Source organism: Calditrichota bacterium, assembly GCA_014359355.1.
Classification (GTDB): Bacteria; Zhuqueibacterota; Zhuqueibacteria; order JANLFK01; family Oleimicrobiaceae; genus Oleimicrobium.
This window is the reverse complement of sequence record JACIZP010000222.1, coordinates 1-19,334: the sequence shown is the minus strand read 5'-3', so window position 1 is coordinate 19,334 and position 19,334 is coordinate 1. Positions and strand designations below refer to the sequence as shown.

General features: G+C 61.3%; 16 protein-coding genes and 1 tRNA gene. All 17 read left to right on the top strand.

What is annotated here, in order from left to right; translation table 11 throughout:
- Positions 1-911, top strand: a 911-nt coding sequence (locus tag H5U38_09985; GenBank protein MBC7187350.1) for a HAMP domain-containing histidine kinase, incomplete at its 5' end; no start/stop codon positions are given.
- Positions 904-1,290: a response regulator gene (locus H5U38_09980; GenBank protein MBC7187349.1), complete on the top strand. Its 387-nt coding sequence runs from the start codon at positions 904-906 to the stop codon at positions 1,288-1,290. The genes H5U38_09985 and H5U38_09980, both read left to right, overlap by 8 nt.
- Positions 1,291-1,300: 10 nt before the next feature.
- Entirely contained in the window at positions 1,301-2,530 is a 1,230-nt protein-coding gene (locus H5U38_09975; GenBank protein MBC7187348.1) for an aminotransferase class V-fold PLP-dependent enzyme, read from the top strand.
- 31 nt (positions 2,531-2,561) lie between these two features.
- Complete coding sequence (locus tag H5U38_09970) at positions 2,562-3,020, top strand: hypothetical protein (GenBank protein MBC7187347.1); 459 nt, start codon at positions 2,562-2,564, stop codon at positions 3,018-3,020.
- Between the two features lie 224 nt (positions 3,021-3,244).
- Positions 3,245-3,721 (top strand): tryptophan-rich sensory protein, encoded by a 477-nt coding sequence (locus H5U38_09965; GenBank protein ID MBC7187346.1) that lies wholly within the window; start codon positions 3,245-3,247, stop codon positions 3,719-3,721.
- A gap of 19 nt (positions 3,722-3,740) precedes the next feature.
- Positions 3,741-4,709, top strand: a complete 969-nt coding sequence (locus H5U38_09960) for a DUF523 and DUF1722 domain-containing protein (GenBank protein MBC7187345.1) — start codon at positions 3,741-3,743, stop codon at positions 4,707-4,709.
- A 78-nt stretch (positions 4,710-4,787) separates the two neighbouring features.
- Positions 4,788-5,450: a hypothetical protein gene (locus tag H5U38_09955; protein ID MBC7187344.1), complete on the top strand. Its 663-nt coding sequence runs from the start codon at positions 4,788-4,790 to the stop codon at positions 5,448-5,450.
- Entirely contained in the window at positions 5,447-6,181 is a 735-nt protein-coding gene (locus H5U38_09950; GenBank protein ID MBC7187343.1) for a PorT family protein, read from the top strand. The genes H5U38_09955 and H5U38_09950 overlap by 4 nt, the downstream gene beginning before the upstream one ends.
- Positions 6,182-6,186: 5 nt before the next feature.
- Positions 6,187-7,560 carry a deoxyribodipyrimidine photo-lyase gene (locus H5U38_09945; GenBank protein MBC7187342.1) on the top strand — a complete coding sequence of 458 codons (1,374 nt, stop codon included), beginning with the start codon at positions 6,187-6,189 and terminating at the stop codon, positions 7,558-7,560.
- A 114-nt stretch (positions 7,561-7,674) separates the two neighbouring features.
- Positions 7,675-8,640, top strand: coding sequence for an aldo/keto reductase (locus H5U38_09940; GenBank protein MBC7187341.1), 966 nt, complete (start codon positions 7,675-7,677; stop codon positions 8,638-8,640).
- Positions 8,641-8,806: 166 nt separating this feature from the next.
- Positions 8,807-9,592 (top strand): hypothetical protein, encoded by a 786-nt coding sequence (locus H5U38_09935; protein MBC7187340.1) that lies wholly within the window; start codon positions 8,807-8,809, stop codon positions 9,590-9,592.
- Between the two features lie 37 nt (positions 9,593-9,629).
- Positions 9,630-10,205 carry a hypothetical protein gene (locus H5U38_09930; protein MBC7187339.1) on the top strand — a complete coding sequence of 192 codons (576 nt, stop codon included), beginning with the start codon at positions 9,630-9,632 and terminating at the stop codon, positions 10,203-10,205.
- Positions 10,206-10,337: 132 nt separating this feature from the next.
- A complete protein-coding gene (locus H5U38_09925) occupies positions 10,338-12,764 on the top strand; it encodes a penicillin acylase family protein (GenBank protein ID MBC7187338.1) in 2,427 nt (808 codons plus the stop codon).
- The gene (locus tag H5U38_09920) at positions 12,761-13,747 is read left to right on the top strand and encodes an HD domain-containing protein (GenBank protein ID MBC7187337.1); all 987 of its coding nucleotides are present in this window, start codon (positions 12,761-12,763) and stop codon (positions 13,745-13,747) included. The genes H5U38_09925 and H5U38_09920 overlap by 4 nt, the downstream gene beginning before the upstream one ends.
- Before the next feature lie 44 nt (positions 13,748-13,791).
- Positions 13,792-13,864: transfer RNA gene (locus H5U38_09915), tRNA-Asn, on the top strand.
- A gap of 892 nt (positions 13,865-14,756) precedes the next feature.
- Positions 14,757-16,985, top strand: a complete 2,229-nt coding sequence (locus H5U38_09910) for a T9SS type A sorting domain-containing protein (GenBank protein MBC7187336.1) — start codon at positions 14,757-14,759, stop codon at positions 16,983-16,985.
- A 1,135-nt stretch (positions 16,986-18,120) separates the two neighbouring features.
- Positions 18,121-19,334: T9SS type A sorting domain-containing protein (locus tag H5U38_09905; protein ID MBC7187335.1), on the top strand; the 1,214-nt coding region annotated here is incomplete at its 3' end.

The window sequence follows — 19,334 nt, the reverse complement described above, 5'->3', positions numbered from 1 at the left end:
TGATCGCCTCCACCGAGTTTTTGGCGCGGGTGATTGCCGACATCCTTATGGGGGAAATCAGCCTGAGCTTCAACTTTGACCTTTTGGTGCGCAAGTACACCAGGCTCGCCGAGCAGGACTGGCTGCGCTTCTCGGCGGACGAGTTGAGCAGCTTCCTCATCCTCAAGAACATCATCAAGCTCCAGAACCTCTTCCTGCGCTATGCTTTGCGCAAGATTGCCGAGGAGAAGAAAATCGGCCTGCACAAGACCTTGATGCCGTACCAGATCATCGTCACCGCCGCCGAGAACTTGCGCGCGAACCGCGACCGGGAAAAGTCGTATCGACAGATCATCTCGGCCGTGAGGCAGGTGGAGGAGTACACGCTCCAGTCCATGCGGGGCCTGGCCCTAAGCGACACGCAGTGGCTGGCCGTCACCGAAAAGCGCGAGGTGGACCTGCGCAAGTTGTTGCGGAGCGTGGTGCAGGCCAAAAGGCCGCTCATCGAACATAAGAGGATCGCCGTGGACGTGCGCGTGCGTCCCGGGGCTGCCTCGTTGTGGGGGCGTCCAGACGATCTGGATTTTCTGTTCAGTACCCTGTTGGAAAACGCCATCTATGCCGTGGAGGACCGCACCGGCCGCATACGTCTGAGCGCGACGCAGGCCAACGGCGGCATCCTGGTAACCTGTGCGGACAATGGCTGTGGCATTAGTCCCGAGGAACTGCCGCGAATTTTCGAGCAAGGATATCGCGGCAAGCGTTTTAGCAAAGTCCACCCGTCCGGGGCAGGTCTTGGTTTGTCGCTGGCGCGGCACATCGTGCATGCCCACGGCGGCCACATGAACGTGGAGAGCGCGCCCGGAAAAGGGACCACCTTCACGGTGGTCTTCCCTTCTTACGCGCTGGGAGGAGCATCGAGCAATGACTAAGGTACTGTACGCCGAAGACGTGGAATTCCTGCGCCAAGGCATCTGCGCGGACCTGCGCGAGGCAGGCTTCGAGGTGGCCTCGTGCCCATTGGATCGGCAGGAGGCGCTGCGTAGCGTGGAGGCGCAGCAGCCCGACGTGCTCCTGTTGGACGTGATGAGCGAAACGAACATCCACGAGGGACTCTCCATCGCCGAGCACCTGCGGGAACATCCCCTGCGCAAACAGGGACGCATGAAGGTGCTGCTGCTCACCATCTTTCGCCAGGATGACGAGGCAATCCGTGGCGCATTGGCTCAGGGCCTGGCGGACGGCATCGTGACCAAGCCCACCACCAGCGAACGCATCGTGCGTGAAATCACGCGGGTGATGCGGAACTGAGGTCGCCCCCATGCTCAAACCGCCTCAGAAACTGGCCACCATCAGCTGGCTCTCCGACCGTTCCAAGATCTATGTCAATTGGGCAGGGGCAGAGCGGATCCGCACGGATGTGCTCGGCATCGAGAACCGCTATCGCAAGTGGCAGCATCTCTACGAGGATGACCCCAAAGCCAGCATGCGGGCGCTGCGCCTGGCGGTCAGCAACTCGCGCGCCCGGCTCGCACAGTTCATTGGTTGCCCCGACCCCGTGCATCTGCTCTTCTCCACCGGCTCGGAAGGTGCCCTGAAAGAGGTCCTCTTTGCTCACCAGATCGTGCCGTGGGGCTCGCGCATTCTGGTGACTGACTGCGAGTTCTATGGGATCTACAGCAAGATCGCGCCGCCGCGCTATCGCGCAGACGTGGCGCCCATCGCCGGCAAGACAAAGGCCCAGGAGATTGTCAATGAGCTGGTAGCCCGACTTTGCCCTGACACCAAGCTGGTGCTGATCAGCCATGTGTGTTACAACACCGGTGTGGCGCTCCCTGTCGCGGAGATTTGTCGCCAGGTGAAGGCAGCACAACCCCAGGTCCTGGTCCTTGTCGACGGCGCGCAGGCCGTGGGCCACATCCCGGTGGACGTTGCCGCGCTGGGGTGCGACTTTTACGCCGGGGACGCGCACAAGTGGCTTGCCGGTCCTGACCAGACTGGCTTCCTCTATGTTCGCTCGGCCACGCACCTGGCAATCATCGCCCGCGACCTCTCTTCCCCTTTCGCGGTGCACCCGAGCCTCAACCACGACAAGGGTTCGCGCAGTGGGGTAGTGGCCATCTCTCTGGCGGCACTGGGAGACAGCCTTGAACCGTTCATGGACAAAGAGGTGTTTTTGCGCGGTCACGCCTACGCCCTCGAGCTGGCAGAGAAGTTTCGCGCGCGGTGTGCGCGCGAGCTGAGTGACTTTCTCCGCGTCTATCCGCACCCCGAATGTGAGGGGCGCACGGCGATAGTCTCCCTGGTCCTGCAGCAGGCAGCGGCGGGCCGCCAGGCGCTGGAACGGCTGTATGAGGACCTCCTGGCAGAAGGGATTCACTGTGCGCTGATCGGCCACACCCCAGTTGCCTATGCCGATGAGATCAAGACTCCGCCCATGTTGCGCTTTTCATTCTCGGTGTGGAATACCGAGGCCGAGGTGGAGGCGCTTGTGCAAAAGTTGGGTCTGCTTGCCCGACGGTCGTTGATAGCAGCGTCGGTGCGAGCCTGAGACGTTGGAACAGAAAAGAACCGGAGAGAGGATGGACATGCGAATAAGGCATCTGCTGGCGCTGACAGTGGCCGCGCTGTGTGCAGTATTGATTCTGGCCTCTTGTGGCAAGAACTCTACTGCCCCAAAGGAGGATGAACAGCGCAGCCCCAACGTGGTAGGTACGCTCACCTTGCCGGCAGAGGCTAATGGCAAATCCTTTGCTGTGGTCGTGGATAGCGATACCAGCAACGCCAATGGCTTCGTGAAAGTGGCAACCGGCACCTGCGGACCAGGCACCAAAGTTACCTACGAGATGAGAGATGTCCCAGCAGGAACGTTCTTTGTCTACGCCGTTGTTTGGGTGGTCAGTACCCCGTTGACGCCGCCCAAGAGTGGCGACTATGTGGGGTTCTACGGGACGCAGGGTACCATCCCCTCCGCGCCCAATGCCACAGTGCCCGCCACCGGCCAGGTGACCTTTGACATTACCCTAATCGTCCGCCCCTGAGTGTCCCTCGTGAGCAAAGCTGCAGCTTCCGTCCGCCACAGGCGCTCCCCAGGGCAATGCGGAAAACTACTTGCATCTTTCTCGTGGCGGTGCTATATTCGAGCGCGCATGCGTACCCTGTTTAGTTTTTCTCGCGGAAGCACCCTCATGCGGGGCAAGTCATGGCGAGCGCATCGATTGACGGAGCATTCACCAGAAGCGCTGCGGAGAAAGTGAGGTGACCAATGGTCCTGTCGAAAGCGCTTGTTGTCAAGTTGGTCGTAGCAATCGGAGTCTGCCTCTTAGCAGGGGTGCTGGGGAGTGTGTTCACCAGCAGCGGGGTCCGCACCTGGTATCCCACTCTCAATAAGCCACCCTTCACGCCTCCAGGATGGCTGTTCGGCCCGGTGTGGACGGTGCTGTACATTCTCATGGGTGTAGCGGCGGCGCTCGTCTGGCACAAGAGTCTTGGCGTCAACACGGCCCTGGCAGTGTTTGTCGTGCAGCTCGTCCTCAATGTGCTGTGGTCTCTGTTCTTCTTTGGCTTGCGGTTGCCCGCCGTTGCCTTGGTTGATATTGTCCTCCTTTGGGGAGCCATTCTGGCCACGCTTGTCCTGTTCTGGCGGATGCAACCGGCTGCTGGTCTGCTCCTCGTCCCGTACCTACTCTGGGTGAGCTTTGCGACGGTGCTGAACGCCGCCATCGTGTGGCTGAATAGGTGAGGACCCGACGAGCCGACCGATGAGCATCGACGTCAAGCCAGTTGTGGTGGTCAGCAAGTGTCTTGGCTTCGAGGCCTGTCGCTACAACGGCGTGACCATCCCCAGCGAGGTGGTTGCCAAACTGGCGGCTTTTGTGCGCTTTGTGCCGGTCTGCCCGGAGGTGGAGATTGGCCTCGGCGTACCCCGCGAGCCGATCCGGGTAGTACAGAGCAGGGATGGACCTCGCCTGCTGCAGCCGGCCACCGGTGCCGACGTGACCGACAAGATGGTTGCCTTTGCCTCGACCTTCCTTGCTGGGCAGCGCAACACGCACGGGTTCATCCTCAAAAGCCGTTCGCCCTCATGCGGTATCAAGGACGTCAAAATCTTTGCCGGTGCCGGCGATCCGATCCCAGTCGCGAAAGGGAGTGGTTTCTTCGGGGCTGCGGTGCTGGAACAGTTTGGCCACCTCTCAGTTGAGGACGAGGGCCGCTTGAGCAACTTCCGCCTGCGTGAGCATTTTCTCACGCACCTGTTTGTGACGGCTCGCTTCGACCAGGTCAAGGGGATCGGCACAATGGGCGCGCTGGTGGAGTTTCACAGTCGGCACAAGCTCTTGCTCATGAGTTACAGCCAGAAGCATCTCAAGGAGATGGGCAGGATTGTTGCCAACCCTGAGGGAAAGCCGGTGGCGCAGCTACTCGAACAATACGAGCACCACCTCCACGCAGCACTTGCCCGTCCGGCCCGCTCTTCAGCGGTGATCAATGTGCTCATGCACGCCTTGGGTTACTTTTCGCCGCAGCTGGGTGCGAAAGAGAAAGCCTTCTTCCTCGACACGCTGCTCAAGTTTCGAGAGGAGCGGGTGCCGCTCAGTGTCCCGGTTGCGGTGGTAAAGTCCTGGATCGCGCGCTTTGGGCAGCCGTATTTGGAGGCGCAGGTGTTTTTCGACCCTTACCCCGAAGCGCTGGTGGAGATTTCCGATTCCGGCAAAGGGCGGGACCTGTGAAGATAATCGTTCATCATCGCTGCATTTCGGGGTCCATTACTGGCGCGCGGTGGGCATGTTCCTCCGCTGGAGATGGCCATGTCCGGGGCTGAGCCGCGCCAGTGCCCGGAAGGTACATCTCGCAAGCTATGTCCCAAGGTCATTTTGGAAGGGACCCGTCTTACTCTCAAGACCGAGATTGCCTTTGCCCTGAATGAGCATCCCCGCATTGTTGGCCCGCGTAGGTATCGCTACCACTCGCCGCTCATCTCTGCCGAATGGTGCGCGTTCACCAACTACCCGTGGGGGAGGGGGCTCATCAACTTTGCGCCGGCCGAGGAGGCTCTTGCCATGGAGACCTACCGCACCTGGGCGCGCCTGTTCGAGCTTCTGCGTTTCTACTCGTGGATCGTGGACCGATTCCACATCTCCACCCAGGTGTATCAGTGGCGAGCCTTGGGGCGACAACTCGACTTTGACTGGCTGGAGGAGCGGTTGCTACCCCTAAAGTTTCGTTTGGTGCTCTGTACCCGAGAGCCGGCCTCGTTTGTCGCGGCCCGGGATAGGCGGTTGGCAGTTTCAGGAAACCCTGCGCAGTACAACGACCTTGGCCTTTTCGTTGAGGAACAGGAGTTCTTCCGCGAGTTCACGCGGCGCTCGCGCCTCCCCAGCATCGAGGTGGACGTGAGCCATGACGATGTGCGCAAAGCGGTCGAGCAGATTGCGGATTGGTTGGAAAGGACTGGAGGGCTCTACATGTGACGACCCTGACGCGGCGAACTTTTGCGAGCCGATGGTCCCTCGTACTCTGCGCTGTGGTGGCTCTTGGGGCACTCAGCAAGTCGGCTGTGTGGGCCGGCGATCGTTACGCACTCGAGTTCAGCATAGGGCCGGTGTGGGCCAGCCATTGGAGCCCGCGAGAAAAACCGCCCGGCACCGAGGTACTCGTGGATTGGCGTTCCGGACTCTGCCTTTCGCTCAGTGGCACGGCACGCTTGGCAAGATTCGCGACGGCCGAGCTCGGGCTGACATATGCCGAAAAGGGAGCGCAGCACACCGTGCGGGCGCGTTCATTCCCCTTTGGCGACATGCTGCTCACCTACGACTTTCGCTACATTGAGCTACCCGCCACGGTCCGTACCTACTGGGTGAGGTTTGGATCTGCGCGGCTTTACACTTACGGCGGGGCCTATGTGGGGCTTGCTCTTGGCAACTCCTACAACTTCTACAATGCCGAGAAGGGCTCGGCAACGCGTAAACTGGATGAAGTCCAACAGGGCGACGTAGGGTTTGTTTCGGGCTTCGGCTGGGAGGTGAAGATAGGAAGGTTCTCGTTGCTGGCCAAGTATCGCTACAGCATGGGCTTTGTGGACCTGACGCTGGACACCGACCCCGTGTACATTCCAGAATTTCGGGGAGTTGATTTTCCAGTGATCGAGTTGCGTAATTTCACTCACGCCTTCTTGGTGGGCGTGCGGTGGACCATGAGGTGAGGGGGATGATCCACCCGGAGCGCATCAGGGCACTGAATGACAAGCCGGTTAGAAAGGGCGGATACGTCCTCTACTGGATGCAGGCCAGTCAGCGGGCCGAATACAACCACGCCCTGGAGTACGCAATCGAACGCGCCAATGAGCTCAGCCTGCCGCTGGTAGTCTTTTTCGGGCTCACCGAATCTTTCCCGGAGGCGAACGAGCGCCACTACGCCTTTATGCTGCAGGGCCTTGCCGAGGTAGAGAGCGCGCTTCGCGAGAGAGGTATTCGCTTCCTCGTGCGGCGCTGTTCCCCGGAAAAGGAGGTGGTGCGAGTTGCAAATGACGCGGCGCTCGTGGTGGTCGATCGCGGTTACCTCCGCATCCAGCGCCAGTGGCGAGAATTCGCGGCGGCCCGCCTGCCGTGTCTCTTCCTCCAGGTGGAAGCAGATGTGGTTGTCCCGGTTGAGGTGGCTTCCTACAAGGAGGAGTACTCGGCGGCGACGTTACGGCGCAAGCTCGCGCAGCACCTCGGGTACTTCCTCAGGCCTCTGGTCGCGCGCGAACTGCGTGTGCCGTCCTTAGGCATCGATGTGGAAGGTCTGTCGCTGGCCGATGTTCGAGGCCTGTGGGCATCCTTGGCGGTGGATCGCTCGGTTCCGCCGAGTCCTCTGTTCCAAGGTGGGACCGGCGAGGCGAAGCGTCGCCTGCGGGCGTTCATCGAGCAGAAGCTCGATCGCTTTGCCGAGCTCCGCAACGACCCCAGCGTGGACTATCTTTCCCACATGAGCCCCTACCTGCACTTTGGGCAAATTTCGCCGCTCTACATTGCCTTGCAGGTACAGGCCACGGGGAGCCCCGGTGAACACGCCTACCTTGAGGAGCTCATCGTGCGGCGCGAGCTGAGCATGAACTTTGTCTACTTCAACCAACACTATGACTCCTTCGTGGGGCTCCCAGTCTGGGCACAGAAGACGCTGCAAAAGCACGTTGGCGACGCCAGGCCCTATTCGTACACGCTGGCGGAGCTGGAGGCGGCACAGACGCACGATCCCTGCTGGAATGCTGCCCAACAGGAGATGGTGCTTACGGGCAAAATGCACGGCTACATGCGCATGTATTGGGGGAAGAAGATTTTAGAGTGGAGCCCCACGCCAGAAGAAGCGTTCTCGCGCTGTCTTTACCTGAACAACAAGTACGAACTGGACGGCCGGGACCCCAACGGTTTTGCTGGGGTCGCCTGGTGCTTCGGCAAGCATGACCGCCCCTGGGGCGAGCGGGCAGTCTTTGGCAATGTGCGCTCCATGACCGAAGCGGGCTTACGCCGCAAGTTTGATGTGGATGCATATGTGCGCGCCGTGCAACGGTACCAGCAGGTGAGGCCGGATGTACACGCCTGAGCAAGCGCGACGCGCACTGGGAACCAGGACAGGCGAGCAGGTCAAAGCGAGCGAGAATGGCACCAGGGCCTGGGGACAGGTACGCCGCCTCGTGAACAAACTGGAGGTCAGGGGATGAAATACGTGCGTCTTGGTGCCCGCGGCCCTGTCGTTTCGACCATCGGCTTCGGCGCGTGGGCAATCGGGGGCACAAACTGGGGCCCCACGGACGACCAGGTCTCCAAGCGCGCCCTGCACCAGGCGATCGACCGCGGGGTCACGCTCATCGACACCGCCGACGTCTACGGTTTTGGCCACTCGGAAGAACTGATTGCCGAAGTGCTGGCGGAAAGGGGCAAAGGCGAGGTGGTGGTTGCCACAAAGGTCGGCAACGACTTTTACCACGCCACTGCCGCAGACGACAAGGGCTATGGCCCGATTCGCCAGACGTATTCGCGGGAGTACCTGGTCTGGGCTGCCGAGCAGTCATTGCGGCGTCTACGGTTGGAGGCCATTGACATTCTGCAGCTCCACAGCCCCGACCTTGATAAGCTCACCCGTGACGAGCCGTGGCTGGCCCTCGAACAGCTGAAGCGCGAAGGCAAGATTCGCTACGCCGGGTTCAGCGTGCAGTCGTTCAAGGAGACCGAACAGGCCTTTCTGCTGGACGAGCACCACGAGCTTCTGGATTGCATCCAGGTGCGCTACAATCTCCTTGAGCGAGAAGCGGAGAGGGTGTTGCTGCCCAAAGCGGCGCAGTACGGTCTTGGGGTAATCGTCCGCATACCCCTGCTCTTCGGCTTTCTCACCGGCAAGTTCACCCGCCAGACCCGCTTTGGTCCTGACGACCACAGGCGCATGAACCTTTCACCCGAAAAGCTTGAGGAGTATTTCCGACGGCTCGACAGGTGCCGCTTCCTGTTCGAGCGGTATGCGGACTACACGCCGGCCCAGGTGAGCTTAGCTTTCTGTCTTTCTCATCCCGCATGTCACGTGGCCATACCCGGGGCCAAGACGCCGGAGCAGGTGGCGGAAAACTGCGCGGCCTCCGACCTGGCGCCGCTGGCGCTGGACGGCCTGCCGGCGCTCGAGGCGCAGTGAGCCGGGACGCGCTCTGCCTTCCCAGGGTGGGCTCTGCGCGTTGGGCAGCTTTTTGCTTGACTTTTAAAAAGATAATTGGTACATTTACAGTGGTCAATGGCGACTTCCACCAGGAGTCGACGGGATCCTGGCGCGGCAAGTGGGTATAGGAGGAGGGTCCTGAGCCATGCGAAGGTTAGCGGTGCTCGTGAGTGGGGTGGTGTTCGTCGGGTGCCTTGGGGCATCGTATGCGCAGCAGAAGCCTACCATCCCTCAGGTGGGCTATGAGCGCATGTTGAGCCCCATACTCATCGACCAACCCACGGCGCAGATCCTTGAGCGGGGGAGTTTCATGGTTGGTGTACGCGCATACCCGGAAGGTGGCCTGCTGGGGAGTGTCTCTGTCGGTCTCACCCATCGCTTCAATTTCGGTGCTACCTTTGGTGGCACCAACATCATCGGTGCAGGCAAGGTGAATTGGAACCCAAACCCGGGCGTCCATTTTGCCTATCGCGTCTTCGAAGAAAGCTACGCAATGCCGGATATCGTTATTGGCTATGAGTCGCAGGGCTACGGGCCCTATCACCAAGACTTGGAGCGCTACACCATCAAGTCGCGGGGGTTCTACGCCGTCGCCAGCAAGAACTATGGCCTGCCGCTGGTTCTCGGTGGGCACGTGGGTGTCTGTTACAGCCTCGAGAACAAGGATGGCGACAAGGATTTTGACGCGTTCATGGGCGTCGATCTTCGGCTCAACGAAGAGCTCACGTTGGTGGCCGACTATGACATGGGCATGAATGACAACAACAGCCTGGCCATCGGGAGCGGGAAGGGCTACCTCAACGTGGGCCTGCGTTGGATTTTTGCCCAACGGTTGTACGTGGAGTTTGCGTTCAAGAACATCCTCGACAACCGTGAGGATATGAAGTACGCCAATCGTGAGCTAAAGATCATGTACCTGGAGTATTTCTAGGCGTGATCAGCTCGCCTGTGGCAGGAAGAGAGGATTGGTGAAAGTGTCAGCACGTTGGCGCGCATTTGCTGTTGCTGCCCTGGTGTCTGCCCTTTTCGGGAGCGGCTGCTACACAAAACTGGCGCACCGCCCTGTTGAAGTGGACGGCGAGGGGATAACCACCTACCGGGTTGACTACCGCGACGACTGTTCCAGTTGCCACAGGGGGAATCCTTACCAACAGGTCGCCTTCGGACCGGCTTTCTACCATGACCCGGACCTGTACGCCTGGCAATGGTACTATGCGGTCCCCTGGTGGGCAGATGCGCCCTACCTGGGCGGTGGCGACAATGCCGTTGCCCCGCAGTCGGAGGCGCGCGACTTTTCGCGGCGGCAGGTGGCACCTCCGGAGGCTACTTACGCGCCAGCTACGGTGGGCGGACAATCGGGCATGGCGCCGCCGATAGGCAAGACAAGCGCCGATAGTGGTCAGACCCCGGCTGCGGCACCTGCCCCGGAGCCGCGCAGGGATTTTTCCCGGCGGCAGGTCGAGCAGGCAGGCGAGCATCAACGGCAGCCCACCAGTGCTGGCCAGAACCAGACGGACCAAACAAAGACAAAGAAGCAAGAGTAGAACCACCGCCCGTTGCAGGGAGGAGGCAACGGGAGGCCTAAGGGGGCAACGGCGGCTCAGGTGCAGTGGGTCGCCTTTTGTTTTGTGGATAGACAGGCAACTCCGGTGACGGTGAAGAAGGAGCGGTTTGGCATGGCAAGAGCAAAACGGTTGCTACTTGGCTTGCTCATCGTGCTGGTGGTGGGAGCCCTCAGTGCACTACTTTTCGGCTATCTAACCCTGCGGCGCACGCTCCCCCAGACAGCCGGCACATTGGAGTTGGCAGGCTTGCATGCACCGGTAGAGGTCCTGCGCGATGCCCAGGGCGTGCCGCACCTCTTTGCGCGCGACGAACATGACCTGCTCATGGCCCAGGGGTTTGTCACGGCCCAGGACAGGCTGTGGCAAATGGACCTGATGCGCCGCGCTGCACGCGGCGAATTGGCCGAGCTCTTCGGCCCCCAGGTGCTGGAACACGATCGTCTAATGCGCACCATAGGCATTGGGCGCACTGCGGCCGCACTGTACCAGCGCTTGCCAGAAGAATCCAGAGCCGCCTTAGACGCCTACGCCCAGGGGGTCAATGCCTTTCTCGCCTTAGGGAGGCACAAGCTGCCAGTGGAATGCCTGGTCTTGCGCTACAGCCCATCAGCCTGGCGAGGCGAGGACTGCGTAGCCATCCTCCGCTTCGTTTCGTGGACGCTGTGTATGTCCTGGGCAGTGGACCTGACCTACGGCGCATTGGCCGGCAAGGTGGACGCTCAACGGCTGAGCGAGATTCTCCCTGTGGGCTCGTACGGGGGGCCACGCATCACCGCGGTGGCAGACAGGGAAGACTGCCGCCTGTGCCTTGACGCGTTGCGCGCATTGACCAAGGCGCGCGCGCAGGTAGGTCTGGCCGAGGGGGCGCTGGGCAGCAACAATTGGGCGCTCTCCGGCAGCAAGACCACTACCGGCAAGCCCATCCTCTGCAACGATCCTCACCTCATGTTCAGCGTGCCCGCCTTCTGGTACGAGGTCCACCTTTGCGGCGGCGACATAGACGCCTGCGGAATGTCCATCCCCGGCCTGCCTGGCATATCCATTGGCCGCAATCGCCGCATTGCCTGGGGCATCACCAACGGTATGATTGACGATGCCGACTTTTTTGTGGAACGCGTCGATTCTGCCGATGCCCATCGCTACCTGCGCGACGGGAACTGGCTGACCATGAGCGCAGTGGCCGAGACGATTGCGGTGAAAGGCGCTGCGCCCGTGGTCCACGAGGTACACCTGACTGTGCATGGGCCGGTGATCAACGACGTCCACGCGCTGGCCGGGAAGGTGGGAAAGGCAATCGCCCTTCGCTGGGTGGGGAACGATTACAGCGACGAGATCGCCGCCTTGCGCACGGTTATCCGCGCCAACAGCTGGTCGGAGGTGGTGGCAGGATTACAGTCCTACGGCACGCCCGCCCAAAACTTTGTCTACGCCGATGTAGACGGCAACATTGGTTACCTGTTGGGAGGTACTATCCCTGCACGTGCCGGAGCCCACGGCGTGCTCCCCCGCCCGGGGTGGGAAGCCAAGAACGATTGGCAGGGCACCTTGCCGTTTGAACGTCATCCTCGTCTTTTCAATCCGGCCAAGGGCTTCGTGGCCACCGCCAACAACGAGATCTGGGACCAGGCGGCCCTCGGGTACCTGTCGGCGTACTGGGAACCTCCGGACCGCATCACGCGCATCACGCAGACAATCGAAGAAAAGCCCCACCTGTCGCGCGAGGACTGCGAGCTCCTGCAGATGGACCGTCTGTCGCTCCGCGCAAAGGCGCTGGTTCCCCTCCTCCTGCGCGCCTACGAGAAGGCAGCGCCCCCCGACACCGGTTTGCTGCACCAGGCCTATCTGCTGCTCCGTGGTTGGGACTGCGTCGAGGGGCCGCAGAGTCTGGCCTGCACGGTTTTTCACGCTACCTACAGGCACCTGCTGCGCAATATCTTTGCCGACGAAATGGGCGAGGAGCTCTTCAATGCGTTCCTTGCCTTTCCCGGAGTGGCCTTTCGCGTGACCGACCAGGTGATTGCTCGCGAGAACTCCTTATGGATCGACGACATTTCCACACCAGAAAAGATCGAGTCACTGGATGAGCTGCTTGTCCGCAGCTTGAGTGATGGCGTTGCCGAGCTGCGACGCGACAGAGGCTCAGAGCTGAGCCGCTGGCAGTGGGGGGATGTGCATGCGCTTACCATCCGCCATGCCTTCTCGCAAGCGCCGGTTCTGGGAAAGTACTTCGACATCGGCCCGTATCCGATAGGCGGCTCGACGACCACCGTGTGCAACATCGGCTATCCCTTGCGCGAGCCGTATCATCCGCACTGGGGCGTGTCCATGCGCATGGTGGTGGATTTTGCGGAGGAGAGCGCCGTGCGTTTTGTGCTCCCCACCGGTCAGTCGGGGCATCGCATGAGCAACCACTACGCCGACCAGACGCGCGCCTGGCTGGAGGGGAGGTACCATGTGACCATGATGGATCGGCAGTCCCTGTACCGTGTGCCGCATAAGCTGCTTGTGCTGCGGCCAAGGCGGGAAGGGAGGTCATGATGGCCCATGCTTTGATCAGGGACCTGCGCCCCGGCGACCAGGTTCTTGACTTCTTCGTCGTGCGCAAGAAGGAACTGCGCCTCAAGCGGGGGACGAACGAGTCCTACTTGGCCCTGGAGCTGGGCGACCAGTCGGGGCGCATTTCGGCCACGGTGTGGGACGACGCCGAGGCCACCTACGCCAAGATTGCCATCGGGCAGGTCATCAAGGCCAAAGGGACCGTGGTGGACTACTGCGGCAAGCCCCACGTGAAAGTGGAGAAGATCCGGCCTGCGCGAGAGGAGGAAGTGGAATCAATCGAGGCCTTTGTCCCTGTCTGTCCCAAGGACCTTGCGCAGCTCTGGGAACGCCTGGATCGATTGGTGGCAAGCGTCGCCAACGAGCACCTGAGCAGGTTGTTGCAGGCGCTGTTTGGCGACCCGGACTTTCGGCACTCATTTGGCCAGGCGCCTGCCGGCAAGCTCTGGCACCACAACTATCGCGGCGGCCTGTTGGAACACACCGTGGCCGTGGCCGAGACGTGTGACGCCGTGCACCCGCGCTACGCGCTCGTGGATCGTGACCTCTTGCTGACCGGAGCGCTTTTGCACGACGTGGGCAAGGTGCGCGAACTGAAGGTGAGCGGCTTCATCGACTACTCCGACGAAGGGCGGCTCGTCGGGCACATTGTCTTAGGCGCGCAGATGGTGAGGGAGAAGATCCAGACCCTCCCTGATTTCCCCGAAGAATTGGCGATGCGCCTGGTCCACCTGATTCTTGCGCATCAAGGCAAGGGCGAATACGGCTCGCCGGTGGTGCCCATGACGCTGGAGGCCATCATCCTCTACTATGCCGACGAACTGGACTCCAAGGCAAACGCTTTCGAACGCATCATCGGCCGCGACAGAGAGGCGGGCAAGAGGTGGAGCCGATTCGTGGAACTCATGGATCGCTTTCTGTATCTGGGTGAGGAGGAAGAGTCCCCGGGCGAGCAAAAGTCTTGATTTCTTCGGGGGAGTTTCATATATTTGCGCAAGCAAATTGAGGATCCGGTGTAGCTCAATTGGCAGAGCGGGTGGCTGTTAACCACTAGGTTGTAGGTTCGAGTCCTACCACCGGAGCGAAGGAAGAGGCCTTCAGTGTGCGCACTGAGGCCGTTGCTATTTTGAGGCCTTCTAAGAGCGAATTTGCCGGACCTCTTCCCTTGCTGGACACGTCAGGCGGCCAGGGCGATGTGGGCATGCCGGGGAGCCTTGCTCGATCCCTGATGTGCGACGGAGAGCTGGCGGCGGGCCGACTGATGCGGCCAACAAAGCGTGAAAAGGAACGTCTGCCGTGGCTGCTTCGCGCACAGGGCGAGCAAAGTACCCGCCTACATCCCAGGCCGGGCACAGATGCGGCAAGGGAAGGTGGCGCCTGACAACGTCACGTCTTTCTTCCCCCCTGCTTGATTGGTTAGGGCAGTCCCACACCAGGGTGCCCTGCCATCTCTGCGAAGGCTCAACGCCTCCAGTTTTCCCCTCTCCAGCGATAGAACCCCCCGTGCAACGCGCAACGGTCGCGGCCCCAGTTGGCGAGTTCACCCGCGCTTTGTGGTCATTTTCCCCAGCATTGCCTACCGGAGCCCCGGTGCCGGGCAGAGCTTAGCTCACCGGCATTTCACCGGGGTGGAGGGCAAACGGCAGCGCGCAGTCAACGTTCGAGAAACCCCCGCCCGTGGTGGGCACGAATAGGCGAGGATGCCGGAGAGCTTTACCGCCGGAAGAAAAAGAAGGTTCATCGTGACAACACGCGCCGCCAGGAGACTGTGTCCTGCCCGGGCGCGCGGCAGTTTCATCAAGTTGATCGAAGGTCGGACTGTAACGAGCAGTGCTGCAGCAACGCCGCAATGACATGGCAGCTTCACCTCAGGTAAGATAGGAAGCTTTGGCGCAGGCCGCCTATCGCAGGGTAAGTGAACAGGCGACCGGCGGACCGAGTGCAGTAAGGCCTGACTAACCAAGGAGGTGTACCATGCCACGCGCAAGAGAACATGCGGTGCTCGTTTGCCTGCTCTGCCTGGCCATCGGGCATGGCGGGCCGGCTTCAGGCTCTGGCGCGAACGCTGGCTGGGTGAGCTTGGGCCCCGAGTTGGCGACCGTCTACTGCTTGGCCATTGACCCGCAGACACCCACTATCCTGTACGCTGGAACCTGGGAGTATGGGGCGTACAAGAGCACCGATGCCGGGCAAAACTGGAACCAGATCAACCTCGGCCTGACCTCCAGCAAGGTGCGGGCACTGGCGGTTAACCCGCAGGTGCCGACTACGGTGTTTGCCGGGACCTACGATGGAGGAGTCTTCAAGAGCACAGACGGCGGCTCGTCCTGGAGCGCGGCCAACACCGGCTTGACCAACTCGAAGATTCTGTGCCTCAGCATCGACCCGCAGGCGCCCACCACTCTCTACGCCGGCACCAATGGCGGAGGGGTCTTCAAGAGCACAGACGGGGGCGCGCACTGGAACGCGGTCAATGTGGGACTGGCCAACCTCTACGTCTATGCCTTGCGCATCAACCCGCAGGCCCCGACCACCCTCTATGCCGGTACTTGGGGCGGAGGCGTGTTCAAGAGCACAGACGGCGGCGCCAACTGGACCGCCTGCAACACCGGCCTGACGAATCTCAACGTATGGGCGCTGGCCATGGACCCGGCGACCCCTGGCATCCTTTACGCGGGGACCAATGGGGGTGGCGTGTTCAAGACCGCAGACGGCGGCGCCAACTGGAGCGCAGCCAGCGCAGGTTTGACCAACACCTATGTCTGGTACGTGGCAATAGACCCACAGACGCCGACCACGCTCTACGCTGGCACCAATGGCGGCGGGGTGTTCAAGAGCACGGATGGCGGCACCAATTGGAGCGCGGCCAACGCCGGCCTGGGCAATCCCAAAGTCTTGCCCATCGCCATTGACCCGCAGACACCGAGCACGCTTTATGTCGGGACTTTGGGCAACGGAGCGTTCAAGAGCACAGACGGCGGGGGGAACTGGAGCGCGATCAACAGCGGGCTGACCTATACCGATGTGACCGGCTTGGTGGTCGACCCGCAGACGCCGACTACCCTCTACGCGGGGACCGATGAATTTGGGGTGTTCAAGAGCACGGACGGCGGTGGGGGCTGGACCGCGGTCAACGTAGGTTTGAGCAATCTGCGGGTACGGGTCCTGGCCATTGATCCACAGACGCCTAGCACCCTTTACGGCGGGACTGCTGGTGGGGGCCTGTTCAAGAGCACCAACGGCGGCGGGAACTGGAGCGTGATCAACGCGGGTTTGGCCGATCTTTATGTTTATGCCGTGGCGATCGACCCGCAGACGCCGACCATTCTCTATGCCGGGACCTGGGGTGGCGGCGTGTTCAAGAGCACGAATGGCGGCGGGAACTGGAGCGCAGTCAGCACCGGCCTGACCAACACCTCTGTTCGGGCCCTAGCCATTGATCCACAGACGCCGACCATTCTCTATGCCGGGACCTGGGGTGGCGGTGCGTGCAAGAGCACGAACGGCGGCGGGAACTGGAGCGCGGTCAACGCGGGTTTGACCGAGCTCCGTGTTGGCGCCTTGGCAATAGACCCCCAGACTCCTAGCACCCTTTATGCCGGGACCTACGATGGCGGCGTGTTCAAGAGCACAAATGGCGGCGCAAGCTGGACTTCCGTCAACACGGGTTTGACCAACCTCGATGTCCATGCCTTGGCGATCGACCCGCAGACGTCCGCGATCCTGTTTGTGGGGACGGGTGGCGGCGGGGTGTTTGTGAGCACGGACGCCGGCGCGCAGTGGAGCGCGGCCAGCACGGCGCTGACGAATCTCTACATCGCCGTCCTGGCCACAGGGTCTGAGGCGCTGTACGCGGGGACGGAGGGAGGAGGTGTCTGGAAGCGGCCCGTTGCCGAGATCACCGCAGTGCCACGCGCAGATGCCTGGGGAGCAGTGGCGGCTACGTTTGCCCTCCAGCAGAACTATCCCAACCCGTTCAACCCAATGACGACCATGGAATTCTCCTTGCCGCATTCAGGTTTTGTCAGGCTGGTGGTGTGCGATGTCTTAGGGAGGGAGGTTGCACAGCTGGTCTCGGGTCAGCTCGCTGCAGGACGGCACCGGGTCACGTGGGATGGGGGCGGTGTACCGGCCGGGGTGTATTTCTGCCGGTTGACCAGCGGCGGCCTGACCGCGGTGAGAAAGATGACCGTGCTCAAGTAGCACTGGCGGCAAAAGAAAGACGGGTCACGAATCGGCCGGCGCCGCTCTTGGGTAGCGGTGCCGGCCGTGAGGGCGGGGCGAGGAAAAAGCGGCCGCGCGTCGGAGGTCTGCCCCCCTGGGTGGCGGAGATTCCATTCCCCCCTTTAGCGTTCGGCAACTGAATGGCCAGGCCCCAAGAGTTGCCTTGCGAACTGGTAAGGAGGATTTTCCCTCCATGCGCCCGGTTGGAACGGTTGTGTTGCGACTATGACGAGTGGAGAAGAGAGGAGCTCAGAATCGTCTGTTTACTCGTTCTGATGGTGACGTAGCAGGCAGAAAGCCTTGTGCCCACGAGCGTTTGCGCTTCGAAGTTTCCCTCCTCGTTCCCCGGTCTGCGACAAGAGAGTGCACGTTTCCCTGAATACAAATCAAGCCATTGTTAGAAAATATCTTGACATTTAGGGATGAGTTTTTTAAAATATTTTGTCCTTTCCGAGGCGTGCTAAGCCTTCAGAGGCACATCCCCGTGTTTTATGGAAAGGGCGCCGCCGTGAAAGGCTCGGCGGACAGGTTGTACACGTGAGGACAAGGAAAAACCGCCGCCCGGAAGACCCGGAGCGACAAAATGGATAACGCTATAAGGGGATGCTCTTGCCCGTGCGGGCTAGCAGCCTGGCGAGCAAAAACATGCACCAATGACGAGGGCTGAATGCATCCTGCACTCGAAACCGCTGAAGCCACGAAGAAGAATCGTCCCTGGGAATCAAATATCGCTTGTCAGGGATTCTGCTTTGAGTGAACTGGACAGAGCCGGCGGAAAATGGAATCATAGTGAAGCAAGGCTCGGCAATTTCCCCATGGAGAAGTACGCCAACTGGGGTTGGAAACCCGCCTGATTGAAGCGCAGGTCTCACAAGAAAAGTTCTTTGCACGAGCAGATCCATCGGGAATGGTCTTTGTTGACCTGTTTCGACTGCAGTTTTGGGAACAATGGCGGCTATTCGCCATAAGGGTGGACATGAAAGCGGATAGGCCATGCTTTGGCCGCCCCCTCATGAGCATTGGATGGCCGTTAACAACCATGGAAAGGCGGTTCGCTATGGGATGCACGAGCACATTTGCGCAAGTTTTGCTGACGGGCGTGGTGGCTCTTTTGATGAGCCTCGGCGCGCCACAGCCCGCTTCCGCTGGGACCGATGGTTGGATCAGCATTGGCCCTGAATACGGACTCATTCGCGCCTTGGCGATTGACCCGCAGACGCCGGCCACCCTCTACGTGGGGACGTGGGGTGCCGGCGTGTTCAAGAGCACGGACGGGGGTGGCACCTGGAGCGCGGTCAATACCGGCCTGGACGCTACCGGTGTTCGGGCGCTGGCCATGGACCCGCAGAATCCCGCCGTTCTTTATGTCGGGACGTGGGGCGGCGGCGTGTTCAAGAGCACGGACGGCGGCGGAAGCTGGAGCGCGGTCAACACCGGCCTGGATGCTACCCGTGTCGAGGCCCTGGCGATTGACCCGGCTACCCCAACAACTGTCTATGTCGGGACGTACGGTGGCGGCGTGTGCAAGAGCACGGACGCGGGTGACACGTGGAGCGCGGTCAACACCGGCCTGACCAATCCCAATGTTTGTGCCCTGGCCATTGACCCGCAGACGCCGACCACCCTGTATGCCGGGACCTGGGGCGCCGGGGTGTTCAAGAGCACGGACGGCGGCGGGAACTGGGTCAGCACCGGCTTGACCCAGACCCGTGTTTGGGCGCTGTCGATCGACCCGCAGACCCCGAGCACCCTCTACGCCGGGACATACGAGGGCGTGTTCAAGAGTACGGACGGCGGTGGGAACTGGAGCGCGGTCAACACCGGGTTGACGGTTACGGATGTTTGGGCCTTGGCCATTGACCCGCAGACCCCGACCATGGTTTACGCAGGATCGTACGGCGGCGGCGTGTTCCAGAGCATGGATGGCGGGGCTTCGTGGCGGCCGGTCAACAGTGGCCTAATCAATTTCTATGTCGCCGCTCTCGCGATACAGTCTGAGACGCTGTACGCGGGGACCGACGGAGGTGGCGTGTGCCTGCGTCCCCTGTGGGAGATGATGGGAGTGCCGAGCCTGGAGGGTTCGGGAGCGGCCGCGGCCGACTTTGCGCTTGCGCAGAACTATCCCAACCCGTTCAACCCGACGACGACCATGGAATTCTCCTTGCCGCATTCAGGTTTTGTCAGACTGGTGGTGTGCGATGTGTTAGGGAGGGAGGTTGCAGAGCTGGTCTCGGGTCAGCTCTCTGCAGGACGGCACCGGGTCACGTGGGATGCGGGCGGTGTGCCGGCCGGACTGTATTTCTGCCGGTTGACGAGCGGCGGCCTGAC